Consider the following 24,222-nt stretch of genomic DNA (forward strand, 5'->3'; position numbering starts at 1 on the left):
GGCTCGACACTGGCCCCATGGCTGACAACACCCCGGTCCGGGACGTGACCGACGGCGAGGTCGCGTTCTTCAAGGGCAACGGCTGGGTACGGCTGCCGCGTCTGGTCGGCTCCGACCACGCGGCCCTGCTCCGCGACCGGGCGCTGAGCCGCCTGCGGGATCGCCCGCGCGCCGTCACCTCCAAGGTGGACCAGGCGTTCGGCCAGTCCAGGGACATCGCCGAGACCGACGGGCACTTCAGGGAACTGGCCCTCGCCCCCGCCCTCGGCCGGGCCGCCACCCGGCTGCTCCACGGCGTCGCCGGGGTCCGGGTCCAGGTGACGAACCTGCTGATCAAGGAGCCGGAGCGCGGGAGCCGGCCCGGCGAGGACCCGGACGGGCATGACCACGCGGGCGGCGGGCACGGGGCCACGGAGTTCCACCAGGACTTCCCCTGGATGCCGATGGACCGCTCGGCCATGCTCACCGTCTGGCTGGCGCTGGTGGACGTGCCCGCCGACATGGGGTCGCTGCGGTTCTACGGCGGTTCCCACCGGCACGGCCTCCTCGGCCGGTCCTTCACACGTGACGGCGACGACCAGCTCAGCCAGCATCCCTGGCTCGGGGAGCTCGACCTCTCCCCGCCGCTGGACCTGGCGGCGGGAGACGCGACCGCGCACCACGCGCTGACCGTCCACGGCGCCGCCGCCAACCGCCGCGACAGCGCCAGGCTGTCGTTCACCGTCACCTACTTCGACGCGGACGCCCTCTACACCGGCACGCCGTACGGGCAGACGGACGGCCTGGGCCTCACCGTCAACCGGCCCTTCGACCACCCGAAGTTCCCGGTCGTCCCCCATGAGGGCTGAGCGCGGGGAGCCGTCCGCGGGCACCGAGACGGTCAACGGCCCGGTCCGGGACCTCGGGGCGACGCTGATGCACGAGCACGTCTTCGGGCTCAGCCCGGAGATCCTGTGGAACTGGCCGGACATCCCCGAGGGCTGGGACCTGGAGCGGCGGGCCCGGGAGGCGGCGGACAGGCTGACCGAGCTCAAACGCCACGGCATCGACTCGATCGTGGACCTCACGGTGATCGGGCTCGGCCGCTACGTGCCCGCCGTGCGGCGGGTGGCGGAGCTGACCGAGGTCAACATCGTGGTCGCCACCGGCCTCTACACCTACGACGCGCTCCCGCCCTACTTCGGCAACCGGGGGCCGGGCTCGCTGTTCGGCGGGCCCGACCGGCTGGCCGAGTTCTTCGTCAGGGACATCACCGACGGCATCGGCGACACCGGCGTCAGGGCGGGCATCCTCAAGTGCGCCTCCGACCATCTCGGCATGACGGCGGGCTGCGAGCGGGTGTTCCGCGCGGTCGCCGAAGCCCACCGGGCGACCGGTGTGCCGATCTCCACCCACTCCCACAGCGCCTCCGGCGGCGGCCTGGAGCAGCAGCGGCTGCTGGCCGGGGCCGGGGTGGACCTGACCAGGGTGATCATCGGACACGCCGGGGACTCCACCGACGTCGCCTACCTGGAGGAGCTCATCGCGGGCGGCTCCTACCTGGGCATGGACCGGTTCGGCATCGAGACGATCAGCTCCTTCGAGGACCGGGTGGCCGTCGTCGCCGAGCTCGCCGGACGCGGCCACGCCGGCCGGATGGTCCTGTCGCACGACTCCTACTGCTTCAACGACCGCTTCGACCACGACGTGGTACGGCGGCGCCACCCCAACTACCACCTGCTCCACATCTCCCGGGACGTGCTGCCCGAGCTCCGCAGGCGGGGCGTCACCGAGGAGCAGATCCGCCAGATGCTCGTCGGCAACCCCCGCGACATCTTCGCCCGGCGCGAGCCGTACTGACCGTGCCGGCCGCCGCGCCCCGCCGACCGTACCGAGAGGCATGTCATGATCACCGCTAGCGACTTCGACGTCAGCGCGGCCTGGCACATCGCCGCGCCGTACGACTTCCTGCGCAGGCTCCGCCACGAGCGGCCGGTGTTCCACAGCGAGCATCTGGGCGCCTACGTCATCACCCGCCACGAGGACGTGCGCGCCGCCTACGGCGATCCGCGGCGCTTCTCCTCCGAGGGCTCGCTGACCATCTCCCGCAGCCTCACCGAGGAGACCCGGCGCGTGCTGGGCGAGCACGGCTCGTTCCTGTCCAGCTTCGTCGCCAACGTCGACCCTCCCGCGCACACCCGGCTGCGCCGCTCGGTGTCGCGGGCGTTCACCCCCCGCGCGGTCGCCGCGATGGAGGGGCTCTTCAGGGACCTGAACGAGGAGCTGCTCGACCGGGTCGTCCCCCGAGGGGCCGCCGACTTCGTCGCGGAGCTCGCCCACGTGCCGTCGGTCAAGCTCACCGCCCGGTTCATCGGTGTCCCCGAGGCCGACGAGGCTTTCGTCCAGAAGCACGTGAAGGACTGGTTCCAGCTCTTCCTGTCACCCCAGCCGCCGGACCGCCAGCTCGTGCTCGCCGACAGCTTCCTGACCTACCTCGACTACGTCGACAAGCTGGTCGCCGCCCGCGCGGCCGAGCCGCGCGACGACTTCGTCTCGCTGATGACCTCGCTGATCGGCGCCGAGCTGTCGCACCGCGAGGTCGTCGAGCTGATCTCCACGATCCTGCTCGGCGGCAACGACACCGTGCCCAACCAGCTCGGCAACAGCGTCCTGCGCCTGCTGCGCGAGGGGATCTGGCCGGTCCCGCCCGAGATGATCCAGAACGCGGTCGAGGAGTGCATGCGCGTCGACGGCGCCAGCCTCGGATCCTTCCGCCACACCAGCACCGACGTCGAGATGCACGGCGTCACCATCCCCGCCGGCTCGCTGTGCCTGCTGTCCACCGACTCCGCCGCGCACGACGAGACCGTCTTCGCCGAACCCGAACGCTTCCGGATCGACCGGGGCAACGCCGACGCGCACATGACACTGGGCTACGGCATCCACTTCTGCGTGGGCGCCGCGCTGGCCCGCCTGCAGCTCCGCACGGCCCTGGAGGTGCTCGGCCGCCGCCTGCCGGGGCTGCGCCCGGCGCCCGGCCGCCCCGTCGCCTACCGCACCTCGATCGTCGGCCGGGGCCTGACCGCGCTGCACGTGGAGTGGTGACGCGCTCCGACGGCGAGATCGCGCTGGTCACGGGGGCCGCGCCGGGGACCGGAACGCCCTGCGGGCACCGCCCCGAGCACCAGATCAGGGCATGGGGGCGTGAGAAACTGGGGTCGTGACGATATCTGTGGGTTTGGTGGGCGCGGGGCCCTGGGCGGAGATGGTGCACGCGCCGATGCTGGCGGCCGGACCGGACACGCGCCTGGTGGGCGTGTGGGCGCGGCGCCCCGAGGCGGCCGCGAGATTCGGCGTCCCGGTCTTCGCGCGCGTCGAGGAGCTGTTCGACAACTGCGAGGCGGTCGCGTTCTCGGTGCCGCCCGCCGTACAGGCCGAGCTGGGCGTGCTCGCCGCCAAGGCGGGCAAGGCGCTGCTGCTGGAGAAGCCGCTCGCGGCCGACCTGGACGGCGCCCGGCGGCTGGCCGACGCGGTCGGGGAGGCGGGTGTGGCCTCGCAGATGGTCCTGACCTGGCGCTACTCGGCGGCCACCCGGTCCTTCCTGGCGCGGGTCTCGGCCATCGAGCCGTTCGGCGGGTACGCGGCCAACATCTCCGGGGCCATGCTCGGCGGCGACTTCGCCACCCCGTGGCGGCTGGAGCGCGGCGCGATCCTCGACGTCGGCCCGCACATGATCGACATGCTGGACGCCGCGCTCGGCCGCGTCACCGGGGTCCGCGCCCACGGCAACCCGCTGGGCTGGGTCGGCCTGCTGCTGGAGCACGAGACCGGCGCGGTGAGCGAGGCCTCGCTGTGCATGAGCGCGCCGGGCGAGACACCGCCCTCCACCGTGGACATCTACGGCCGGCTCGGCCGGGAGTCCATCAACGGGGAGCAGCTCGGCTCCGACGTGTTCGCCGTCATGCTGTCGGAGTTCGCCGAGACCGTGGGCCGGGGCGGGGGCCACCCTCTCGACGCCGCGCACGGCCTGCGCCTTCAGGAGATCATCGCCGACGCGGAGCGGCAGCTCAGCTAGCGGGCGGCGTCCCGCGCGGCCCTTGACGCCGGGACGTGCAGGGGGATTGATAACGTTTGTCCGACGCGCAGCGCGCAGCGAAGTCCGGTGTGAGTCCGGCGCTGTCCCGCAACTGTCATGGTCTCCTCGGACCGAGCCAGGTCGCCTGCCGCTGCGCCGACGCCGTCAACCCTCGTGGAAAAGGGTGATCCGTCATTTTCACGGGTCTCTCGGTTCCGGTAACTGAAAGGACCTCTCTTGAGGCCCGTACGTACCGCCTTCGCCGGCGCGCTGCTCGGCGCGCTGACCCTGGCCGGATGCGGTCAGAGCCCCGCCCCCGCCCCGGACGCGGCCGTCGCCTCCCCGGCGCCCTCGGGCGCGGCGGACTTCCCCGTCACCGTCGAGGCGGGCAACGGCTCGATCGCCATCGCCAAGAGGCCCGAGCGGATCGTCTCGCTGTCGCCCACCGCCACCGAGAGCCTGTTCGCCGTCGGAGCCGGAGCCCAGGTCATCGCGGTGGACGACCAGTCGAACCACCCGGCCGAGGCGCCGAAGACCGACCTGTCGGGCTTCAAGCCGAACGTCGAGGCGATCATCGCGAAGAAGCCCGACCTGGTGGTGCTCGCCAACGACGCCGACGACATCGTGGCCAAGCTGACCAAGGTCAACGTCCCGGTGCTGCTGGAGCCCTCGGCCACCAAGCTCGACGAGGCCTACGACCAGATCGCCGACCTCGGCGCGGCCACCGGCAACAAGGCCAAGGCCGACGAGCTCGTGGCCGGGATGCGGAAGCAGATCGACGAGCTCGCGGCGGCCGCGCCCAAGGACAAGAAGCTCACCTTCTACCACGAGCTGGACACCACGCCCTACTCGGCCACGTCCACCACCTTCATCGGCCAGATCTACGGACTGTTCGGCCTGACCAACGTCGCGGACAAGGCCCCCGACGCGGCCGGCGGCTACCCCAAGCTCTCCGCCGAGTTCGTCGCCCAGGCCGACCCGGACCTCGTCTTCCTGGCCGACACCAAGTGCTGCGCGCAGTCCAGGGACACCCTCGCCAAGCGCCCCGGCTGGTCCAAGCTCACCGCCGTCAAGAACGACCAGGTCATCGCCCTCGACGACGACGTCGCCTCCCGCTGGGGCCCGCGCGTGGTGGACCTCGCCAAGCAGGTCGGCGACGCCGTGCAGAGAGCCGCGACCGAATAAGTGGCCGACCTCTCCCGCCCCTCCGGCGCCGGCCGGACAAGCGCCTCCCCGACGGACCCCCCACCCCCGACCACCGGCCGGGGTGACGCCGCCTCGGCCGCGGCTCCCGTCTCCGACGCCGGCCGGGATGCCGCCGCCTCCGTCGTGGCGCCCTCCCCGGACGCCGATACGGCGGGGCGCGGGGCGGTGACGGCCGGCGTCCCGGTACGGCGGGCGGCCGGGGCCCGTCCGCTGGCGTCGCTGGCGGCGTCGGGTGTCCTGCTGGCCGCCATGCTCGCCGCCCTGCTGATCGGCGCGGCGGACATCCCGCCGGGGAAGGTGGCGCTGCAACTGCTCGACTGGCTGCCGTTCGTCTCGGCCGACTCCGGGCTGGCGCCGGTCGAGCAGGGCCTGCTGGCGGAGATCCGGCTGCCCAGGGTCCTGCTCGGCGCGATCGTCGGCGGCCTGCTGGCCATCGCGGGCGCCGGGTACCAGGGCGTGTTCCGCAACCCGCTGGCCGACCCCTACCTCCTGGGGGCCGCCGCGGGCGCCGGTCTCATGACCACGATGGCGATCGTGTTCATGAAAGGCGACGAAACGGCCCTCCCCATCCCGGCCGCCGCGTTCGCGGGGGCCATCGGCGGCGTCCTGCTCGCCTACGCGCTGGGCAACGTCGCGGGCCGGGGCGGGGGCACCGCCACGCTGGTCCTCGCCGGCGTGGCCGTCTCCTCCTTCCTCACCGCCATCCAGACCTTCCTGCAGCAGCTCCGGGTGGACGAGCTCCAGCGCATCTACGCCTGGATCCTCGGCGACGTCGGCGGCGGCTGGAGCCAGATCGCGCTGGTCGCCCCGTACGCCGTGGTCTCAGTGGTGATCATGCTGCTGCACGGCAGGCTGCTCGACGTGCTCTCGGTCGGCGACGACGAGGCGGTCAGCCTCGGCCTCAACGTCGCCCGCGTCCGGCTGGTCGTGTTGCTCGCCGCCTCCCTGGCCACCGCCGCGGCCGTCGCGGTGAGCGGGCTGATCGGCTTCGTCGGCATCGTGGTCCCGCATGTGGTCCGCCGCCTGGCCGGTGGCTCGTACCGGACGGTGCTCCCGCTCTCGCTGATCGGCGGGGCCGCCTTCCTGGTCCTCGCCGACCTGATCGCCCGGACCGTGCTGGCCCCGGCCGAGCTGCCCATCGGCGTGGTCACCGCCTTCGTCGGCGCGCCGTTCTTCATCGCCGTGCTGCGCGTGACCAGGCGGGTGGAGACGTGAGCGGACCGGGAGGCGTGCCCGGCGCGCCCGCCCGCGCGAGCACCGGGCCGCAGGGCGAGAGGGCCGTAGAAGAAGAGAGCGCGAGGCGAGGGGATCGGGTGAGTCACGTCAGGGTGCGGGACCTCGCCGTCGTCCTGGAGACGCGGACCGTGCTGTCCGGCGTCGGTTTCGAGGTGCGCGGCGGCGACTGGCTGGCCGTCATCGGGGCCAACGGCGCCGGCAAGTCCACCCTGCTCAGGGCACTCGCCGGGGTGCTGCCGTGCTCCGGCGAGGTGCTCATCGACGACACGCCCGTCCGCAGGCTCAGGGCGAGGGACCGGGCCCGGCTGCTCGCCTACGCCCCGCAGGCCCCGGCGCTCCCGGTCGACATGACCGTGTTCGACTACGCCCTGCTGGGCCGCACGCCGTACATCCCCTATCTGGGCCGGGAGAGCCGCCGTGACCGCGAGGTGACGGCGTCGGTGCTGGAGCGGCTCGACCTGTCGTCGTTCGCCTCCCGCACGCTGGGCCACCTGTCCGGGGGCGAGCGCCAGCGCGTCGTGCTCGCCAGAGCGCTGGCCCAGCAGGCTCCCGTGCTCCTGCTCGACGAGCCCACCACCGCCCTTGACCTGGGACACCAGCAGCAGGTCCTGGAGCTCCTCGACCGCCTCCGCCTGGCCGACGGGCTGACCGTGGTCACGACCCTGCACGACCTGAGCCTCGCCGGCCAGTACGCCGACTCGATGATGCTGATCGCCGGGGGCCGGGTGGCGGCTTCCGGCGCCCCGGCCGAGGTGCTGACGGAGAGACTGATCGGCGAGCACTTCGACGCCCGTGTCCGGGTCGGGACCGGCGCCGGAGGCAGGCCCGAGGTCCATCTGGAACGCCCTTGACGTCCGGCCGCCGTGCCGGGACCGGCCCCGGCCGCCGGCCCGCAACCCGATGGGAGTGCCCGTGAAGCTGAGCCACCGCGACGAGGACGGGGCCCGGCTGGCCTCGCTGCTGTGGGAGTTCGGCCCCGGCCGGCGGGCGATCTCCTCGGCGATGGTCGGCGGCGGCATCGGCCCGGCCGAGTGGGTGCTCAACGCCCAGGTGATCGGCGGCTACGCGCGGATGGACCCGGTGGACCACCTGCTGGAGATGGCCCCGCCGGGGCCCGGCGTCGGCATGCTGACCGCGGCGTCGGTGGATCACTTCACCCGGGCGGCCGACGGGGGAGCGGAGGCGGTGGCGACCGTCGGGCTACGGGTCCCCACCTGGGCCGCCGCCCCCGACGGCGCCGCCGATCCCGAACTCGCGCCCATGTATCTGCCGGGGACGGTCAACATCATCGTCGCCGTGCCGGTCGCGATGAGCGACGCCGCCCTGGTCAACGCGGTCATGACGGTGACCGAGGCCAAGTCCCAGGCGCTGCTGGAGGCCGGTTTCCCCTGCACGGGCACGGCCTCCGACGCCGTCTGCGTGGCCGTGCGCGACGACGGTCCCGAGGAACTGTTCGGCGGCCCCCGGTCGCTCTGGGGCGCCCGGATCGCCCGCGCGGTCCACGACGCCGTACAGCGGGGCGCCCGCGACTGGGCCGATCGGAGTGATATCACGCTGAAGAGCCGTCTGATTACGGAAAGTGCTGTCTGAGAGGGGTGGAGACGCCGATACTGGGACGGTGACCGTTAAGAAGACCCCCATGAGGATCGAGCGACCGGCCGCGCGCGTGATCCGGACGGTTCTGCCGGGCAGGCCGCCGTTCACCGTCGCCGACCTGCTCCGGTTCCCCGACGACGGGAACCGGTACGAACTCTTCGAGGGAAGCCTCCTCGTGAGCCCGCCCCCCACCCCGGTGCACCAGCTCGTGGTCATGCGGCTGGTGCGGCTCCTGGAAGACGCGGGCGGGCCGGATCTCGCGCCGGTCCCCAGGATCAACCTGCGCGTCGGCAAGGCCGACTTCCTCGTCCCGGACGTCGCCGTCGTGCCGAGCGCTCTGGCGGCCGACTCGGAAGCGGCGTTCGCCCCCCGGGACGTGGTGCTCGCGGTCGAGGTGGTGAGCCCGCACACCCGCAGACGCGACCGCGTCATGAAGCCCAGCGCCTACGCCGACGCCCGCATCCCGTTCTACTGGCGGGTGGAGCCCGCCGAGGGACCGGCGGTCTACGTCCACGAGCTGGACGGGGAGGGCTACCGCCTCGTCCGGAGGTGCGAGGCAGGGCAGGTCGCCACGGTCATCGCGCCCTTCCGGCTGAGCTTCGACCCCGCGGAGCTCGCCCGGCCGCGCGCGTAGCCGCCGGCCGGCCGGAGGTCACTCCTCCTCTCGCATGACCGTGCCGTCCGCCCGTACGGCGACGCCGTAGTCGGTGAGCGCGCCCCGGGCGGTGACCCTCCCCGTCCTGAGGTCGGCCTCGATCTCGTCGAGCGGCCGGTCGTACGGCGAGCCGATGCCCCCGCCTCCCGTCGTCTCGATCACGAACGCCTCTCCGGCGACGAAGAGGGCGTTGTTCACCTTGGAGCCCAGGCGTTCGAGCGAACCGTCCGGGTGCCGCCGGTAGAAGCCGCCGACCCGTCCCGGCAGGCCGCCCGAACGGCCGGGCGGGGCGTTGCGCAGCCGGTCGCCGCGGGTGGTGACGTGGGCGTCGGCCAGGAAGCGGATCACCGTCCGGGAGCCCAGCCCGCCGCGGTGGCGGCCGGGTCCGCCCGAGTCGGGGACGGTCTCCACCGACTCCACGATCAGCGGGCAGCGGGTCTCGACCGGCTCGGCCTGGGGGACCGAGTTGCGGCCGATGCCGAAGTGGACGCCCGTCGAGTCCGGTCCGTCCTTGCCCTGCCGGGCGCCGACCCCGCCGAAGTCATAGGACAGGTGGATCCAGTAAGGCGCCCGCACGGCCGCGATGGAGAAGGGCTGCAGGATCCCGCTCGCCGCGATCGCCCGGTCCGGCATCGCGTCCGACAGCGCCTGGAAGATCGCCTCCATCGCCGCGTAGACGGGCACGAACCGGCCGCCGCAGGGGTAGGGGGAGCAGGCGTTCAGCAGCGAGCCCGGCGGCAGCCGTACCTCGATCGCCCGCAGGCAGCCGTCGTTCATGGCGATGGACGGGTCCAGGAAGCACCGCACCGCGAACACGGCGGCGGCCAGCGACTGCGACGACGAGGAGTTGATCGCCGCGGGGACCTGGGGGCCGGTGCCGTCGAAGTCCAGCACGACCCCCGCCCCGGGCTCCAGGACGACCGCGACCCTGACCGTGTGCGGGGTGCCGGGGTCGATGCCGTCGTCGTCGATCGGGTAGGAGGCCTCGTAGCGGCCGGCGGGGAGCGCGGCCAGGGCCGTGCGGGTCCTGGTCTCGGTGTAGTCCAGGTAGTCGTCGATCCTCCCGGCGAGCCCGGCCGGGCCGTACTCGGCGACCAGCGCCTCGACCCTGGCGGCGGCGACGGCGGTGCCCGCGATCAGCGCCCGCACGTCGCCCATGACCTTGTCCGGGGTGCGGCTGTTGGCCCGCAGGATCGCCTCGACCGTGGCCTCGACGCCCCGCTCGGTGGCCAGCCTGACGGGCGGGAGCTGCAGGCCCTCCAGGAAGATGTCGGTGGCCAGCGGCGCCATGCCGCCCGCCGACAGACCGCCGAGGTCGGAGACGTGGATCATCGTGGCGGTGAAGTAGGCGGGGACGCCCTCGACGAAGACGGGCCGGTAGACGAGCAGGTCGTTGGTGTGCACGCCGCCCCGGTAGGCGTCGTTGAGCGCGAACACGTCGCCGGGGTGCATGGTCGCGGCCGGGATGTCGGCCAGCAGTTCCGGCAGCGCCACCTTGAGCGCCATGCTGTTCATCAGCGTGGTGGCCATCGACTGCGCGATCAGGCGCCCGCCCGCGTCGAGGATCGCCGCCGACGCGTCCGACCCCTCGACGATGAACGTGGAGTAGGCCGACCGCACCACCACGATGCTGGCCTCCTCCGCGGCCACCACCAGCGCGTTCCGCAACACCTCGGCGGTCAGCGCGTCGCGGGCGCCCCCGTCCCCGGCTCCGCGAGGACCGGGGCCGCGGCGGTCCGTCCCGCCTCCGCTTCCGCGAGGGCCGGGGCCGTGCGGGGCCGCCTCGCCCGCCCCGTGGGACGCGGTGCCGTCCGTTCCGGTCGCCGGGGTGCCGTTCACCTGGCCGCCTCCGTCAGGATCACGCTCATGGCCTCCGCGAGCCGGGCCGTCCATCCGGGGGGAACCACGATCGTCGACTCGGCGTCCTCGACGATCGCCGGCCCCGCGACCTCTCCGAGGCCGGCCCGGGTGAACACCGGAACCTCCACGTAGCCGCCCGCCTCGGGGAAGTAGGCGCTGCGCCTCCTCGCGGGGCGCGTGACCCCGCCGTCCGCCGTACCGGCGCCGGGGAGGCCGGCGGGAGCGGGCGGGCCGGGAGTGGCGGGGGAGCGGGGGGCGCGGGCGGCGGCCTGGGTGACGCGGACGCGGTAGCCGACGATCTCCGTGGGACCCTCCTGGGCTATGCCGTACACCTGCAGGTAGCGGGCGGAGAAGCGGCCGGCCAGCTCGGTGGGGGAGTCGGTCCACGGGACGGTGAGGTCGTGGGCCTGCCCGGTGAAGCGCATGTCGGCCGAGCGGGTGACGGACACGCCGGGCGAGTCCGGGCTCACCCCGAGGTCGCGGGCGGCCGCCGTGGCGAGGGCGGCGAAGACCTGTCCGGGGTCGGCGTCCAGGGCGGACAGGACGCGGTCGGTGGACAGGTCGCCGGAGAGCAGGCCGGCCGCCGAGCCGACGCCGCAGTACGCAGGGACGACCACGGTGGAGATGCCGAAGCGGGAGGCGACCCGGGCCGCGTGCATGGGTCCCGCGCCGCCGAACGCGACCATGACGAAACCGGCCGGGTCGATGCCGCGCTGCACGGTGACCACGTGCACGGCCGACCCCATCGAGGCGTTGGCGATCTCGTGGACCGCGTGCGCGGCCTCGGCCCGGGACACTCCCAGCGGTCCGGCCAGGTGCCGGTCGACGGCCTTCTCGGCGAGAGCCCGGGACAGCGGCATCGTCCCCCCGGCGAAGGAGGCGGGGTCGAGGTAGCCGAGAACCAGGTTGGCGTCGGTCACCGTCGGCTCCTCGCCGCCCAGGCCGTAACAGGCCGGACCGGGTTCGGAGCCCGCCGACCTCGGCCCGGCCCGCAGGGCGCCGGCCGGGTCCACCCACGCGACGCTGCCCCCTCCGGCGCCCACCTCGGCCAGGTCGACGGCGGGGGTCTTGACCGGCACCCCGGTCCCGGCCCGGCGGCCGCCGAAGCTGCCCTTGCCGCCGACGTGGAACTCGTGGGTGATCTCCGGAGTGCCGTCCCTGATCACGCAGGTCTTGGCCGTCGTGCCGCCCATGTCGAAGGAGATCACGTCCGGATAGCCGGTCGCCGCCGCGGCCAGAACCCCCGCGGCGGGCCCGGACTCGATCGTGGTCACGGCCCGGCGCGCGGCCAGCTCGGCCGACATCACGCCGCCGGCGGAGTCCATCACGTGCACCGGGGCGGTGATCCCGACGGCGGCCAGCCGCGCGGTCAGCCGCCGCAGGTATCCCGCCATCACCGGCCCGACGTAGGCGGACATGATGGTCGTGGTCGCCCGTTCGTACTCGCGCAGCTCCGGCCAGACCTCCGAGGAGATCACCACGGTCGGGACCAGGGCCCCGAGGATCTCCGCGATCCGCCGTTCGTGGGACGGGTTGGCATAGGAGTGCAGCAGGCAGACGGCGACCGCGGTGACGCCCCGCCGTGCGATCTCCTCGCCGACCCGGACCACGGCCGCCTCGTCCAGCGGCCGCAGCACCTCGCCGCGGCTGTTCACGCGCTCGGGCACCTCGAAGCAGTCCTCCGCCGCGACCGGCGGGGCGGGCGGGTCGAAGCGGAGGTCGTAGCGGTCCTCCTCCACCCGGGCGTACCGGCCGAGGGGGATCGCCGAGCGGAAGCCCAGCGTCGTGACGTAGGCGACCCGGACGCCCCGGCGCTCCAGGACCGCGTTGGTGGCCAGCGTGGTGGCGTGCACGACCCTGGTCACCGCCGACGGGTCGGTACGGCCCAGCACCGCGGTGACCGCGGTGACGATCCCGTCGGTGGGGTCGTCGTGGGTGCTCAGGCACTTGGCGACGGACATCCGCCCGTCCGGCCCGCTGAGCACCGCGTCGGTGAACGTCCCGCCGACGTCGACTCCGATCGCGTGGCTCACCGGCGTCCTCCGCCCGGTGGCCCGCCGCGGTGTTCACCGCGAACGCCGCTGTGTTCACTGGCTCGCTCGCTCCGCTCACTCACGAAGCGCAGGCTATTTCCCTAGCAAGCGCTTGTCTATCCGCCATTCTCTTGACTTCTGCACTACGGTTGCCACGCTTGTCCTTATCCCCCTTATGGAGTGGCGATGCGGCGGTCCGGATCTGCTCTGACCCTCCTCGGCGGCCTCGCGCTCGCGGTCGCCGCCATGACGCCCGCCCTGGCGCACGAGCATCCCAGCGGGATCACCGACCTGGTGACCCCCGCGGTGGTCCGGGTGGAGGCGAAGGCGCGCGTCGACATCACCCTGCTGGACCACATCGGCGAGCTGGTCCACGTGGAGCGGAGCTACGAGGTGCCCATCGGCGCCGGCACCGGGACCGTCGTCACCCCCGACGGCGCCGTCGTCACCCTCGCGCGGGTGGTCAGGACCGACAAGGACATCGCGGTGTACGCCGCGAACAAGATCTTCGCCGAGCACCACAAGGTCAAGATCCCCCAGGACTTCGAGCGGCACACGATCAAGAACGACCAGCTCAACCACCACCTGCAGGAGTGCTATCCGCCCAAGCAGCCCACCGCGACCTGCATCGTCGACATCACCACCGAGATCCACGTCTTCCCCAACATCTCCCCTCCCGACAAGGAGGGGTTCAAGGCCGAGATCGTCCGTGCCGACTCCAGACCCGACGGCCCCGCCGTGCTGATGCCCGTCGGGCGGGCCGACGGCGGCGCGGGCCTGCCCACGGCGCCGCTCGCGGCCACGGTGCCCGACAAGGAGGGCTCGCCGGTGGCGGTCGCCGGGTTCACCGGGCGGCCCGCCGCGGACCTGCCGGAGACCGTGGACATCGCCCACCTGCGAGCAGGGGGCGCCGGGACGGGCGGGCGGCAGTTCAAGGACCCCGAGAACAAGGTCGACGAGCCGGCGAAGCTGGGGGCCCTCGTCGACAAGGGCCTGATCGGCGGCCCGGTGATCGAGGACAAGAAGGGCGCGGTCGTCGGGCTGCTCGTCGGCGGCGGCAAGGACGGCCGGATGATCGGCGTCCGGGAGATCTCCAAGGCGCTGGCCGAGGCCAAGGTCGCGCCCAGGCGCGGCCCGATCGACGCCGCCTTCGAACAGGCGCTGACCCGCTTCCACACCAAGTACTACGGCGACGCCGTGCCCGCATTCCAGCGCGTCCTCGACCTGTATCCGGGGCACACCGTGGCGGCGGCGCACCTGAAGACGGCCCAGCAGAAGCGCGGCACCGCCGAGGACGAAGGGGTCAGGAAGGCCGCCGCCCCCGTCGGGGACGAGAGCGACGGGCCGCCGCTGTGGCCGTTCCTGGCCGCCGGCGGCGTGCTGGTGGTGGCCGTGGTGGCCGGCGCGCTGCTGCTCTGGCGGCGCAGGTCGCCGCCGGGGGAGGGGCCGGCCGGCAACGGTCACCCCGGCACCACCCGGTCGGGGGACACCCGGCCCGGGACGGCCCCCGTGCCGATCGCCGGCCCGCCGCCCGCGCTGCGGCGCCCACCGCCCGACGAGACGGCCGATCCCACGGTCGTGGTCAGCCGGTCCTTCCCCGCCCTGCCCAAGACCTCCTCCACCTCGCCCGGCCAGCCCGTGCTGGTCGCCCGGGACCCCGGGGCCAAGCCCGCCGACCCGGCCGCCCAGCGGCTTCCCGGCGCCAAGACCGCAGACACGGCGGCCCAGAAGTACTGCACCGCCTGCGGGATGCGGCTGGGCCCCGCGCACCGCTTCTGCGGCTACTGCGGCCACGCCTCCGAGACGTGACGGCCGTGAACGAGAGAGCACTGATCGGCCAGGAGGTGGCCGGATACCGCGTCGAGGACATCATCGGCAAAGGCGGCATGGCCGTGGTCTACCTCGCGGTGGACTCCCGGCTCAACCGCCGGGTGGCGCTGAAGATCCTCAATCCGCTGCTGGGTGAGGACGACCGCTTCCGCCAGCGTTTCGTGCTGGAGTCGCGGACGGTCGCGAGCATCGACCATCCCAACATCATCCCGATCTACGAGGCCGACTCCGCCGAGGACGGCACGCTCTACATCGCGATGCGCTACGTCGACGGCCCCGACCTGCGCCGACTCTTCTACGACCGGGGGCCGATGCCGATCAGCCAGGTCAACCGGATCTTCGCGCAGGTGGCCGCCGCGCTGGACACCGCGCACGCGCACGACCTGATCCACCGCGACGTCAAGCCCGCCAACATCCTGATCGCCGGTCACACCGAGGGCGACCACGCCTATCTCACCGACTTCGGCATCACCAAGCACCGCACCTCGATCTCCGGGCTGACCCAGACCAACCAGTTCATCGGCACCCCCCGCTACATGTCTCCCGAGCAGATCAACAAGGAGCACATCGACGGCCGCTGCGACCAGTACGGCCTGGCCTGCGTGGTCTACGAGGCGCTGGCCGGGCGGCTGCCGTTCCAGCGCGACAACGAGATCGCGCTGCTCTGGGCGCACCTGGCCGAGTCGCCCACCCCGCTCAGCACGCTCCGGCCCGAGCTCCCGATGGAGGTCGACGGCGTCATGGCCCGGGCGCTGGCCAAGTCGCCCGAGCAGCGCTACGACACCTGCACGCAGTTCGTCGCCGAGCTCCGTGACGCGATCAGCGGCCAGTCCTACCAGCTCAGCCAGGGTGCCCGGCCGGTGAAGGAGAGCAAGGCGCCCAGGTCCGGCGGCCGGGGCATCCTCATCGGAGCGGGGGTCGCGATCGTGGCGATCATCGCGCTGCTGGGAATTCTCGCGACCTTCCTGCGGGGCGGCGACACCTGGGTGCCCTACGAGGGCACGGCGGCCGTGCCGATCGGGTTCGAGCATCCCGATGACTGGACCCCGCGCCCGCACGCGGACGTGTTCATGGTGGCCTCACCGAAGGCGGGGGAGTTCGACGCGCTGTTCGCCACGCCGGTCACCGCCGACTGGGCGGCCGTCAACGAGATCATCAAGGACGCGCCGGAGGAGGCCACCGGCATCTACGCGCAGACCCTCGACACCCTCGATCCCCGCGGCGGCGCGCAGCAGCTCCAGGAGACCCTGCAGTCCTCGCTGCCCGGCACGGTCAACGTCTACTCCGAGGTGGTCCAGGTGCTGGTGGGCGGCAAGCCCGCCGTACGGCTGGAGGGGTCGATCACGGATCCGCAGCGCGGCGGCAAGCTCGAGTTCACGGGGTGGGCCGTGGAGCGAGCGGACGAACCCGCACTTATGATCTACTTCTGCGCGCCCGGCAGGTGTGACGACGCGCTCGCCAACCGGCTCATGCGGAGCGTGTCCTTCCCTGCCTCGTGACTTGTGGCCGACTTGCAACCCGCTGGTCTGGGCGTTTTGTCCTATGTGAAATGCGGACGCGAGGGCTTAGTCTCCCCGCATGGCGGTTCCCCTCCTCCTTGTCCGGCACCCCCGCACGGTGTCGCTCACCCGGCACCTCCGCGCGGTGTCGAAAATCGATCTGCTCATCGGATGCGCGATCATCGTCCTCGGCACGCTGGAGGCGTTCACCGTCGCGACCGAGTACGGCGCGGCCGAGACCCCCGAGCTGTGGTGGATCGGCCAGGCGGTCGTCACCGGCGTGCTGGTGTGGTTGCGCCGCAAGGCGCCGGTCGCGGTCTACATCCTGATGATCCTCGCCCAGTACGCCTGGCACCGGCAGGGCTACGAGCACTGCCAGGTCTGGCAGCTCGCCTCCCTGCTCATCGTCTTCCACACGGTCGGCGCCGAACTCCCGTTCAAGCCGGGCCTCGCCTGGGCCGTGACCGGCATCCTGGTCTTCGACTCCGGCGCCGTCGACCACCGCCTGCTCCCCTTCGACGAGGTCATCTTCCTGACCGTCGTCTTCGGCGCCGCCTATCTCACCGGTCTCGCCGTGCACGCCCACGCCACCCGGGCCCGCCGCCTGGCCGACCATGCCGCGCAGGTGGAACGCGACAGGGAGCGCCGGGCCGCCGAGGCCGTCGCCGAGGAACGGGTCCGCATCGCCCGCGAACTGCACGACGTGGTCGCGCACAGCGTCAGCATGATGGTCATGCAGGCCGGGGTGCTCCGCCGTACGCAGGGCGGGGAGAACGAGGTGCTCCTCGGCATCGAGCGGATGGGCCGCGAGGCCGTCGAGGAGCTGCGCGTCATGCTCGGCGCGCTGCGCATGCCGCTCGACGAGGCCATCCCGCAGCCCGGCCTGGACCTGCTGCCCGGCACGGTGAGCACGCTCGTCTCCTCCGGGCTGCGGATCACCCTGGACGTCTCCGGCGAGCCGGTACGGCTCGCGCCGGGGCTGGACCTGTCCGCCTACCGCATCGTGCAGGAGGCCCTCACCAACGCGGTCAAGCACGCGGGCGAGTCCGAGATCCGGATCTCGATCTCCTACCGCGAGAGCCGGGTGGAGCTGGAGATCGTGGACGGCGGCGGCAGCGCCTCCTCCGGGCTGTCGACGGGCAACGGTCTCGTCGGCATGCGCGAGCGCGCCGCGCTGTTCGGCGGCGCGTTCGAGGCGGGCCCCCGTCCCGAGGGCGGTTTCCGCGTCCACGCGTCCCTGCCGATCTCCCAGGAGGCGTTCGCGATTGAGCGGCTCGGATAAGCCAATGACACGCCGATCCCGTGAACGAGCCGGCGTTCCGCTGAGCGAGGAGAAGAAGTGAGCATCCGCATCGTGATCGCCGACGACCAGGCGATGGTCCGCGTCGGGCTGAAGCTCGTCGTGGAGAGCGAGCCCGGCATGGAGGTGGTGGGGGAGGCGGCCGACGGACTGGAGGCCGTCACCGTGGCCCGCCGCACCCGGCCGGACATCGTGCTGATGGACATCTCCATGCCGCGCATGGACGGCCTCACCGCGGCCAGGAAGCTGCTCGACTGGCCGGACCCGCCGAAGGTCGTCATGCTCACCACGTTCGACACCGACGAGAACCTCTACGCCGCGCTCCGCGCCGGGACCAGCGGGTTCCTGCTCAAGGTCTCGCCGCCCGAGCAGCTCGTGGAGGCCATCCGCGTCGTCGTCGGCGGTGACGCGCTGCTCGACCCGGCCGTGACCACCCGCGTCATCGCCTCCTTCGCCGGCCGCCACGACCCCGCGCCCCCGCCGCAGCTCGCCGACCTCACCCCGCGCGAGCTGGAGGTGCTGCGGTTCCTGGCCCGTGGCCTGACCAACGCCGAGATCGCGGCACAGCTGTTCGTCGGCGAGGCCACGGTCAAGACCCACGTGGCGCGGGTGCTGATGAAGCTTCATCTGCGTGATCGGGCTCAGGCGGTCGTGTTCGCGTACGAGTCGGGTGTGGTCCGGCCCGGGGCGGCGGTCGGGTAGAAGGAGACCCACTCCTCGCGGCTCATCCGGAGCATCTTGACCCCGAGCGAGCCCAGCGCGACCGCCGGGGCGACCCACATCACGACGGTCACCGGGCCGTAGGGGACCAGCAGCGAGGTGCCGTAGCCGATGCCGACGGCGAGCGGGACCCACCAGTGCGCGAACCCGGCGCGCCAGACGCCGACCAGCAGGATCGGCAGGCCGAGGATCGCGAAGAAGATCCACGGCATCTGGAAGCCGAAGACGACGCCGGGCAGGTCCAGCATCTCGTCGAGGATCCGGGTGGCCTCCTCGGGGCTGTTGTGCCGTCCGAGCCACCACTCGACCGGGTCGATCATGAGCAGGCCCGACAGGTTGATGTAGCCGAGGACGGTCAGCGGGCCCACGATGTGGCCGAAGACCACCGAGCGGCGGCGCATCACGTGCAGCAGGCCGATGGCGGCCAGGCCCATCAGCAGGTAGGCCCAGTGGTACATGGCCGACTCGACCTGGGCGAGGGTGGGGTTGACGCCGTAGCTGACCGCCTCGCGGTCGTCGCCCCAGGTGCCCGGGTCGAGGACGACGGCGACGGCCTGGAGCAGCGGGGCGACGATCAGCAGCGTGCCTGCGGCCACGCGCCGGAAGTCGGCGGAGTCTTTGAACATGGGGTTTCCTTGCCTGTGCGGGAACTGTCGCAAGGAAGGTAGGTCGCCGTCTCCTCCCCGGTCGTCCGCCGCCGGGCGGATCCGCTGTCCCTCTCACGGGTAAGGCCGTCTCCCCCGGAGGCAGGCGCCGGCCGGGCCAGGTCAGGGCGCCACGGCGACCTGAGTCCGGTGGTGCTTGGGGTTCTCGATCTCGTCGACCAGCGCGACCGCGAGGTCGGCGTAGGAGAGCAGGCCCGTCTCCTCGCCGCCGGGCAGCACCTGCTCGCCGCCGGTCCGGTAGCGGCCGGTCCGCGGGGCCTCGTCGTCGAGCAGCGTGGGCGGCGGCGTGACCATCAGCCAGTCGATCCCGGTGTCCGCCGCCCGCAGGACGTCGAGCTCCGCCGCGTGCCCGAGGGAGAAGTTCCTGGCCTCGTCCGGGAAGCCGGGCGCGTCCAGGAGCCGCACTCCGGGCGCGGTCTCCAGGAGGGTGCCGATGCCGACGACCACCAGCCGGCCGACGCCCGCCCGTGCCAGGCCGTCCAGCAGGGCATGCGCCGCACCCACGTAGAACTCCTCCGCCGGCACGTCGAGCCGGGCGGCGGCGCTGATCGCCGCGTCGTGCCCGGCGGCGACCGCCGCCACGCTGTCCGCCCGGGTGACGTCGCCGGCCACCAGCGTCACCCCGTCACCGGTCGGGCCCTCGTACCTGGCCGGATCGCGCACCACCGCGGTGACCTGGTGGCCGCGGGAGACGGCCTCGGCGACCGCCCGCCGGCCGGCCCGCCCGCCCGCGCCGAAAACTGCGATCTTGCTCATCGCGGATGCTCCGTCCGTCAGGGCCGGCGGAGGATCGCCGGCCGATGTCGCGACGGTAGGGCGCGGAGGGTCGCTTTCCGCAACGATAGTTACGCCGACCAGCCGGTTCTCCGGCGGTGCGGGGTGAGACGGCCGGTTCTCCGAGGGCCGGGAGGGCGGGCCGTGCCGGATGGATTTTCCGGCGGTGCGGGGGAGAGGGCCGGGGATCGGCTGGTTCTCCCGGAGGCTGGGGCGGGGTGGCGGTGACCAGCCAGGCCGCGCCGCGCAGCCGTACGGCGCCGGGCTCCTCGTGAGGCCGGAGCGCCTCCGTGAGAGCGTCGCGGGCGGCGGACACCGGGTCGACCTGGTCGAGCATGAAACGGACGGGACCCCAGGCGCCGAGGAATCCGGCCGCGTCCTCGGCGTCCCGGCCCCACATCTGGGGCGCCTCGACAGGCTCCGAGGTCACCGCCTCGAAGCCCGCGCCGGTGAGCACCTCGCGGATGCGGTCCGGGTCGGCCAGCGACTCCGGCCCCGGAGCGCCGGGGCCGGTGGTGGCGGGCCGTGCCGGGAGGTGCTCGGCCATCGTGGTGAAGACGGGGCCCGGGTCGTTGTCGCTCATCTCCCGCAGGGACAGGAAGGCCAGCCGGCCTCCCGGCCGCAGCGCGCGGCCGATGTTGGCGAACGCGGCGACCGGGTCGGCGAAGAACATGATCCCGAACCGGCTGACGGCCACGTCGAAGCCGTCAACCGGGAGGGTGTCGACCGGCCCACCGCCGGCAGACCTGCTGCGCCGCCGCCGGTGTCGAGGACAGGACCTCTCACGCTGCGGTGAAGATCCTTCTCATGCCTCGCGCAAGATCATTATCAGCGCCGACTGCCGTTCCCGGGTTCCTCGATCCGCTCATGCCGGGCGAGGTGGCCGGGCGGCCGGCGTGCGAAACGGAGTGATCAGAATTGGGCGTTGGTCATCGTGTACCACGTCGGAGCGAATGCCAGCAGGGCCAGTGCGCCGAGGACCGCGGACGACTTGAGTGCGCGTGAGGTGGTGATGGTCGCGGGTGCGATGGGCCTCAGCTTCCATCGTCCGACCGCGACGAACGCCGCGACGCCTCCCAGCAAGAGATTCGCGGGCACCAATTCGTATTCGCCGCGCATGATATGAAAACCGGCCGCGAGAATCATCGTCAGCGTCAGGCCGGCGGCGGCGAGCGGCGTCAGCTTCGGCTTGACGCCCGTCATCGCCGGCAGGATCAGGCCGATGCCGCCAAGCACCTCACAGACCCCGATGAAGACGATCAGGGGCTGCGACACCGCGGCGTACCAAGCCACGGCCTGGGGCGCTGCCGCATACAGGGCTCCGTCGTACAGCAGCACCTTGCCGAAACCGCTGCCGGCGAAGAAGAAGCCGAACAACGCCTGGAGTGACCAAAGTGCGCCGTTGAGCGTGAACCTCGTTCCGCGTTCCTTGGGCTGCTCGACGTCCTTGACGCCGAGTGGGTTCTCGCTGACGTTCCGGTTCATGTCCGGTCACTGCCTTTCTTGTCGGGTCGGCCGGGGAAAGATCTTGGTGGGCGGGTCGGTACGAGCCGGCCCGTCCGTCGTCTATGGGGTGGTGGCGGCGTGGCGGCGGGCGGCGCTGGGCGCGGGGTCGGCGTTCATCGGTCTTGAAGCAGTCCGAGGACGTTGCCGCCGGGGTCGGTGACGGTGGCCACCAGGCGGCCGCCGCCGATGTCGTGCGCGGCCTCCTTCACGGTGGCTCCCGCGGCGGTCACCTCGGCGAGCTTCGCCTCGATGTCCGGTACGTGCCAGTAGGCCACCGGCGAGGTCATGCCCTGCGGTCCATCGCCGGGCACCAGTCCGATGTGCTGGCACTCGGCCTCGAAGCCGACGTAGTAGGACGAGTCGGTCTGCGGCGCGATGCCGAGCAGGGCCGCGTACACCGCCTTGGCCCTGGCCAGGTCGGACACGGAGTGCAGCACGGTCCTGATTCCCTGGGGGGAAGAGCCGGTCATGGTCACTCCTGTGGTCGTGGGTCACATCGACCCGCTGTCGGCGTGGTCACAGCTTCTCGCCCGGCCTGGCGGGTCCACATCCGTGGCGATCACGGAACCCGGCCACGGATCGACGGCACGGATCGCGCACGGTGGCCATTGCGGATGATGTGCGGAGATGGTGCGGGAAACCGGGACAGCGGTGACAGGAGTGGAGATCTCGCTCCGGGAAGCCGAGGTGCTGGAACTGGTCGGAGCCCATCTCGGCAACGCCGAGATCGCGGCGCGGCTGTGCATCTCGGTGCGTACCGTGGAGAGCCACGTCGCCGATCGCGTTCTTCGGCTACGAGCTGCGCCGATACCGGCAGCAGGCCGGGCTGTCCCAGGGGAAGCCGGCCAGACGGACCGGATTCGCGCTGGGCACGATCTCCATGGCGGAGACCGGGCGGCGGCCTCCGACCGAGGACTTCGTGAGGAGGTGTGACGAGGCGCTCGGGGGCGAGGGCGCGCTGATCCGGATCAAGGAGATGATGGACAACGTCGCAGCCCGGTTACCGGCCCGGTTCCGGCCCTGGGTAGAGATCGAGGGCTACCTGCCGCGCGATGCCGATCCGGAGCCTCTCCAAGGGTCAGGTCGCGAGGAGGAGGGCTGTGCCGATCGCGAGGTTGACGAGGAGGCCGAAGAGGGCGGGGAGCCGGCGGCCGGGCTGACGGGCCGTGGGGAGGTCTCGCCAGCGGGTGAGGGTCAGTGCCGTGCCGGCGGCCGTGGCCGCTGTGGCGAGGATGAACAGGGCGGTGGGCAGCGCGCCCCAGGCTCCGATCAGCCAGGCCGCCCAGAGGAGCAGGACGGCGGTGGCCGTGGTGTTGACCACGCCGAGACGGTCGAGCTGGGGACGGTTGCGGGTCGGCTTGCGGCGGGTCGCCGGCTCCCACACGGTCAGGGCGGCGCCGAGGGGCAGGAGCAGGGTGCCCGCGATCGCGATGAGGGCCTGGGGGCTGGGGGAGGGCTCCGGCGCGTCGTGGCCGAGCAGCCGCAGGCCCACATGGTCGACGCCCTTGTCGGTGTTGCCCAGCACGACCACGCCGCGCTTGCCGTCGCGGTCGAAGCCGACGTACGCGCTGAAGCCGCCGGTGCCGCCGTTGTGCCAGGTGACCTGGCCCTTCTTGGTCTTCGTCGTGAACCAGCCGTAGCCGACGCGACGGGTCTGGTCCTGGGTGAAGCGCGGCGTCGCGGCGTCGGCCCCCGGGGCACTGCCCGTGAGCATCGCGGCGGCGAGGCGGGCGAGGTCGGCGCTGGTGGACCAGACGCCGATGCCCGCCGGGAGGAAGCCCGTGCCCACCCACGGGTCCGCCTCGTGCCCGGCCTCCGTGTAGCCGTGCGCCCTGCCCGTCGCGGGGATCGACGTGGTGGTGGCCTTCATGCCGAGCGGCTCCAGCACCCGCCGCTTCAGCAGCTCGGGATAGGGGAGGCCCGCCCGCTCGGCGAGCGCGTTCCCGAGCACCGCCACGCCGAGGTTGGAGTAGGAGACCTCGCCGCGCCCGGAGAGCCCGGCCGAGCCGGCCGCCTCGCGCACGTCGGAGACGTCCTGTCCGCCGTAGGGGTTGCCGTGGCTGTAGTTCGCGGCGATCGCCCTCGCCAGCATGCCCATGCCGCCGGGCAGCCGGGGGAGGCCGGAACGGTGGCTGGTCAGTTCCTCGTAGGTGATCGAGTCCTTGAGGCCGGGCACCGGCGAACGCGGGTCGAGGCCGTCCCGGGCCGCCATGTCGGCGAGGATCATGCCGGTGAACGCCTTGGGAACCGAGCCGATCTCGAACGGGGTGGACGCGTCGACCGGACGCGGGACGGGCCCGCCCGTGTCGCCGACCCCGGCCGTGCGGATGACGCCGTTGTCGACCAGCGCCACGGACAGGGCGCGGTAGCCGTCGGATCCCGCCGCTTCGCGTACGGCCTCGGCCAGCGCGAGGTCACCCGTCGTCGCGGCCCCGAGCCGCGGCGGCGTGGGCGCGACGGCGAAGGCGAGGAGTGCGGCCAGCCCCGCCGCCACCGCGGCGGCCAGTAGCTGACCCGGGGTGAACGCCAGACTGTTCCGGTTGAACATGAAACGCTCCCCTCCCGGGGGTTGGATCGGATCGGGTCCGGGTCTCGCGTGCGGCTCCTCGGGAGCGGAGATCAGAGCCGGGGCGGGCCGCAGGGCCTTGGACGGGATCGGGCGCGCGGCATGCGGGAGGGGTGTCAGCCCCGCCGGGAGAAGTAGAAGAGCGCGATCCCATAGGAAACACCCCCGGCGGCGGCCAGGGCGGCGAACGGCAGGTAATCCTCGCCGCGCCAGATCTGTATGAAGAACCCGCCGAGCACGATCGTCATGAGCACGTGGGCCGTGGCGCCGCGGGCGCGCAGCTCGTTGAGCCTGCGCCGCTCGTCGCCCAGCTCGCCGCTCAGCATCGCCGTGGTCTCGCTGCGGCTGCGCGTCAGCAGGAGGACGGCGGCGTAGCCGGCCATGATGCCGACGAACACCAGCCCGATCGCGACCTCGCCGCGGAGCATGAACGGCACGCCCAGCAGCAGGCCGAGCAGCAGGCAGAACGCCGGGAAGAACCAGCGGTCAGTCGTCACAGTGGAAGACCTCCTCGACGGTCCGGCCGAAGAACCGGGCCAATCGGATGGCAAGGGGGAGCGAGGGGTCGTACCGGCCCTGTTCTATGGCGTTGATCGTCTGCCGGGACACGCCGAGACGCTCCCCGAGAGCCTGCTGGGAGAGCCCTGCGGCGCCTCGTAACTCCCTGACGTCGTTGTCCACAATGTAAAGCTCCTTTTACATCACCCTCTGCATGGAAAGTA

The 24,222-nt window shown here is 72.6% G+C and carries 22 protein-coding genes and 3 pseudogenes; 15 read left to right on the plus strand and 10 right to left on the minus strand.

Translation table 11 applies throughout. The features are described from left to right. Nucleotides 1–17 precede the first annotated feature (17 nt). The 9 genes from BM085_RS12540 (at nucleotide 18) to BM085_RS12580 (ending at nucleotide 8,726) form a co-directional block, all read left to right on the plus strand. A complete protein-coding gene (locus BM085_RS12540) occupies nucleotides 18–848 on the plus strand; it encodes a phytanoyl-CoA dioxygenase family protein (protein WP_093887184.1) in 831 nt (276 codons plus the stop codon). Further along, complete coding sequence (locus BM085_RS12545) at nucleotides 838–1,839, plus strand: phosphotriesterase family protein (RefSeq protein ID WP_093887185.1); 1,002 nt, start codon at nucleotides 838–840, stop codon at nucleotides 1,837–1,839. Before BM085_RS12540 ends, BM085_RS12545 begins: the two co-directional genes overlap by 11 nt. 45 nt (nucleotides 1,840–1,884) lie before the next feature. Next, entirely contained in the window at nucleotides 1,885–3,084 is a 1,200-nt protein-coding gene (locus tag BM085_RS12550; protein ID WP_093887186.1) for a cytochrome P450, read from the plus strand. A gap of 115 nt (nucleotides 3,085–3,199) precedes the next feature. Then, on the plus strand, nucleotides 3,200–4,054 hold the full coding sequence (locus BM085_RS12555) for a Gfo/Idh/MocA family protein (RefSeq protein WP_093887187.1): 855 nt from the start codon (nucleotides 3,200–3,202) through the stop codon (nucleotides 4,052–4,054). A 237-nt stretch (nucleotides 4,055–4,291) separates the two neighbouring features. Continuing rightward, on the plus strand, nucleotides 4,292–5,239 hold the full coding sequence (locus tag BM085_RS12560; RefSeq protein ID WP_093887188.1) for an ABC transporter substrate-binding protein: 948 nt from the start codon (nucleotides 4,292–4,294) through the stop codon (nucleotides 5,237–5,239). Between the two features lie 270 nt (nucleotides 5,240–5,509). Continuing rightward, nucleotides 5,510–6,475 carry a FecCD family ABC transporter permease gene (locus BM085_RS12565; protein WP_093887395.1) on the plus strand — a complete coding sequence of 322 codons (966 nt, stop codon included), beginning with the start codon at nucleotides 5,510–5,512 and terminating at the stop codon, nucleotides 6,473–6,475. Nucleotides 6,476–6,573: 98 nt separating this feature from the next. Continuing rightward, a complete protein-coding gene (locus BM085_RS12570; RefSeq protein WP_086578945.1) occupies nucleotides 6,574–7,347 on the plus strand; it encodes an ABC transporter ATP-binding protein in 774 nt (257 codons plus the stop codon). Between the two features lie 49 nt (nucleotides 7,348–7,396). Beyond that, the gene (locus tag BM085_RS12575) at nucleotides 7,397–8,086 is read left to right on the plus strand and encodes an adenosylcobinamide amidohydrolase (protein WP_093887189.1); all 690 of its coding nucleotides are present in this window, start codon (nucleotides 7,397–7,399) and stop codon (nucleotides 8,084–8,086) included. A gap of 49 nt (nucleotides 8,087–8,135) precedes the next feature. Further along, the gene (locus BM085_RS12580; protein WP_093887190.1) at nucleotides 8,136–8,726 is read left to right on the plus strand and encodes a Uma2 family endonuclease; all 591 of its coding nucleotides are present in this window, start codon (nucleotides 8,136–8,138) and stop codon (nucleotides 8,724–8,726) included. 18 nt (nucleotides 8,727–8,744) lie between these two features. Here BM085_RS12580 and BM085_RS12585 read toward each other — a convergent pair whose 3' ends face one another. Together BM085_RS12585 and BM085_RS12590 are read right to left on the minus strand one after the other, a co-directional pair. Then, entirely contained in the window at nucleotides 8,745–10,586 is a 1,842-nt protein-coding gene (locus BM085_RS12585) for a hydantoinase B/oxoprolinase family protein (RefSeq protein ID WP_093887191.1), read from the minus strand. Next, nucleotides 10,583–12,640, minus strand: coding sequence for a hydantoinase/oxoprolinase family protein (locus BM085_RS12590; protein WP_093887192.1), 2,058 nt, complete (start codon nucleotides 12,638–12,640; stop codon nucleotides 10,583–10,585). The genes BM085_RS12585 and BM085_RS12590 overlap by 4 nt, the downstream gene beginning before the upstream one ends. 186 nt (nucleotides 12,641–12,826) lie before the next feature. On the opposite strand from BM085_RS12590, the gene BM085_RS12595 reads away from it, so the two are divergent. The 4 genes from BM085_RS12595 (at nucleotide 12,827) to BM085_RS12610 (ending at nucleotide 17,971) form a co-directional block, all read left to right on the plus strand. After that, entirely contained in the window at nucleotides 12,827–14,449 is a 1,623-nt protein-coding gene (locus BM085_RS12595; RefSeq protein ID WP_093887193.1) for a zinc ribbon domain-containing protein, read from the plus strand. Nucleotides 14,450–14,454: 5 nt separating this feature from the next. Next, nucleotides 14,455–15,969, plus strand: coding sequence for a serine/threonine-protein kinase (locus BM085_RS12600; RefSeq protein WP_245789286.1), 1,515 nt, complete (start codon nucleotides 14,455–14,457; stop codon nucleotides 15,967–15,969). Nucleotides 15,970–16,048: 79 nt separating this feature from the next. Next, entirely contained in the window at nucleotides 16,049–17,251 is a 1,203-nt protein-coding gene (locus BM085_RS12605) for a sensor histidine kinase (protein ID WP_093887195.1), read from the plus strand. A 57-nt stretch (nucleotides 17,252–17,308) separates the two neighbouring features. Beyond that, nucleotides 17,309–17,971 carry a response regulator gene (locus tag BM085_RS12610; protein ID WP_031170607.1) on the plus strand — a complete coding sequence of 221 codons (663 nt, stop codon included), beginning with the start codon at nucleotides 17,309–17,311 and terminating at the stop codon, nucleotides 17,969–17,971. On the opposite strand, the gene BM085_RS12615 is transcribed toward BM085_RS12610, so the two are convergent. From BM085_RS12615 to BM085_RS12635, 5 genes and pseudogenes are all read right to left on the minus strand, one after another. Beyond that, on the minus strand, nucleotides 17,911–18,615 hold the full coding sequence (locus BM085_RS12615) for a hypothetical protein (protein WP_093887196.1): 705 nt from the start codon (nucleotides 18,613–18,615) through the stop codon (nucleotides 17,911–17,913). The genes BM085_RS12610 and BM085_RS12615 overlap by 61 nt on opposite strands. Before the next feature lie 141 nt (nucleotides 18,616–18,756). Continuing rightward, nucleotides 18,757–19,410, minus strand: coding sequence for an NAD(P)-dependent oxidoreductase (locus tag BM085_RS12620; RefSeq protein WP_093887197.1), 654 nt, complete (start codon nucleotides 19,408–19,410; stop codon nucleotides 18,757–18,759). A gap of 628 nt (nucleotides 19,411–20,038) precedes the next feature. Further along, nucleotides 20,039–20,137: pseudogene (locus tag BM085_RS46790) on the minus strand (methyltransferase domain-containing protein); the annotation flags it as partial. 203 nt (nucleotides 20,138–20,340) lie between these two features. After that, nucleotides 20,341–20,913 carry a DoxX family protein gene (locus BM085_RS12630; RefSeq protein ID WP_093887198.1) on the minus strand — a complete coding sequence of 191 codons (573 nt, stop codon included), beginning with the start codon at nucleotides 20,911–20,913 and terminating at the stop codon, nucleotides 20,341–20,343. 134 nt (nucleotides 20,914–21,047) lie between these two features. Next, nucleotides 21,048–21,404 (minus strand): VOC family protein, encoded by a 357-nt coding sequence (locus tag BM085_RS12635; protein WP_093887199.1) that lies wholly within the window; start codon nucleotides 21,402–21,404, stop codon nucleotides 21,048–21,050. A gap of 157 nt (nucleotides 21,405–21,561) precedes the next feature. Here BM085_RS12635 and BM085_RS47400 point away from each other — a divergent pair. Both BM085_RS47400 and BM085_RS47405 read left to right on the plus strand, forming a co-directional pair. Further along, nucleotides 21,562–21,675, plus strand: a pseudogene (locus tag BM085_RS47400) (hypothetical protein); the annotation flags it as partial. Between the two features lie 85 nt (nucleotides 21,676–21,760). Further along, nucleotides 21,761–21,835 (plus strand): annotated as a pseudogene (locus tag BM085_RS47405) (hypothetical protein); the annotation flags it as partial. 177 nt (nucleotides 21,836–22,012) lie between these two features. Here the strand turns inward: BM085_RS47405 and BM085_RS12650 are convergent. From BM085_RS12650 to BM085_RS12660, 3 genes are all read right to left on the minus strand, one after another. Next, nucleotides 22,013–23,482: a serine hydrolase domain-containing protein gene (locus tag BM085_RS12650; protein WP_093887200.1), complete on the minus strand. Its 1,470-nt coding sequence runs from the start codon at nucleotides 23,480–23,482 to the stop codon at nucleotides 22,013–22,015. Between the two features lie 134 nt (nucleotides 23,483–23,616). Then, a complete protein-coding gene (locus tag BM085_RS12655) occupies nucleotides 23,617–23,997 on the minus strand; it encodes a hypothetical protein (protein WP_093887201.1) in 381 nt (126 codons plus the stop codon). Further along, nucleotides 23,987–24,181, minus strand: a complete 195-nt coding sequence (locus BM085_RS12660) for a helix-turn-helix transcriptional regulator (protein ID WP_031167642.1) — start codon at nucleotides 24,179–24,181, stop codon at nucleotides 23,987–23,989. The genes BM085_RS12655 and BM085_RS12660 overlap by 11 nt, the downstream gene beginning before the upstream one ends. Between the last annotated feature and the right edge of the window lie 41 nt (nucleotides 24,182–24,222).

Origin of the sequence: Streptosporangium canum, from assembly GCF_900113865.1 — a bacterium.
GTDB lineage: Bacteria > Actinomycetota > Actinomycetes > Streptosporangiales > Streptosporangiaceae > Streptosporangium > Streptosporangium canum.

Excerpts from the sequence above, each read along its gene's own strand:
- BM085_RS12620 (WP_093887197.1), bottom strand. The coding sequence starts at position 19,410 with ATGAGCAAGATCGCAGTTTTCGGCGCGGGCGGGCGGGCCGGCCGGCGG.
- BM085_RS12575 (WP_093887189.1), top strand. The coding sequence starts at position 7,397 with ATGGGAGTGCCCGTGAAGCTGAGCCACCGCGACGAGGACGGGGCCCGG.
- BM085_RS12595 (WP_093887193.1), top strand. The coding sequence starts at position 12,827 with ATGCGGCGGTCCGGATCTGCTCTGACCCTCCTCGGCGGCCTCGCGCTC.
- BM085_RS12615 (WP_093887196.1), bottom strand. The coding sequence starts at position 18,615 with ATGTTCAAAGACTCCGCCGACTTCCGGCGCGTGGCCGCAGGCACGCTG.
- BM085_RS12565 (WP_093887395.1), top strand. The coding sequence starts at position 5,510 with ATGCTCGCCGCCCTGCTGATCGGCGCGGCGGACATCCCGCCGGGGAAG.
- BM085_RS12605 (WP_093887195.1), top strand. The coding sequence starts at position 16,049 with ATGGCGGTTCCCCTCCTCCTTGTCCGGCACCCCCGCACGGTGTCGCTC.
- BM085_RS12540 (WP_093887184.1), top strand. The coding sequence starts at position 18 with ATGGCTGACAACACCCCGGTCCGGGACGTGACCGACGGCGAGGTCGCG.
- BM085_RS12545 (WP_093887185.1), top strand. The coding sequence starts at position 838 with ATGAGGGCTGAGCGCGGGGAGCCGTCCGCGGGCACCGAGACGGTCAAC.
- BM085_RS12650 (WP_093887200.1), bottom strand. The coding sequence starts at position 23,482 with ATGTTCAACCGGAACAGTCTGGCGTTCACCCCGGGTCAGCTACTGGCC.
- BM085_RS12550 (WP_093887186.1), top strand. The coding sequence starts at position 1,885 with ATGATCACCGCTAGCGACTTCGACGTCAGCGCGGCCTGGCACATCGCC.
- BM085_RS12630 (WP_093887198.1), bottom strand. The coding sequence starts at position 20,913 with ATGAACCGGAACGTCAGCGAGAACCCACTCGGCGTCAAGGACGTCGAG.
- BM085_RS12580 (WP_093887190.1), top strand. The coding sequence starts at position 8,136 with ATGAGGATCGAGCGACCGGCCGCGCGCGTGATCCGGACGGTTCTGCCG.
- BM085_RS12635 (WP_093887199.1), bottom strand. The coding sequence starts at position 21,404 with ATGACCGGCTCTTCCCCCCAGGGAATCAGGACCGTGCTGCACTCCGTG.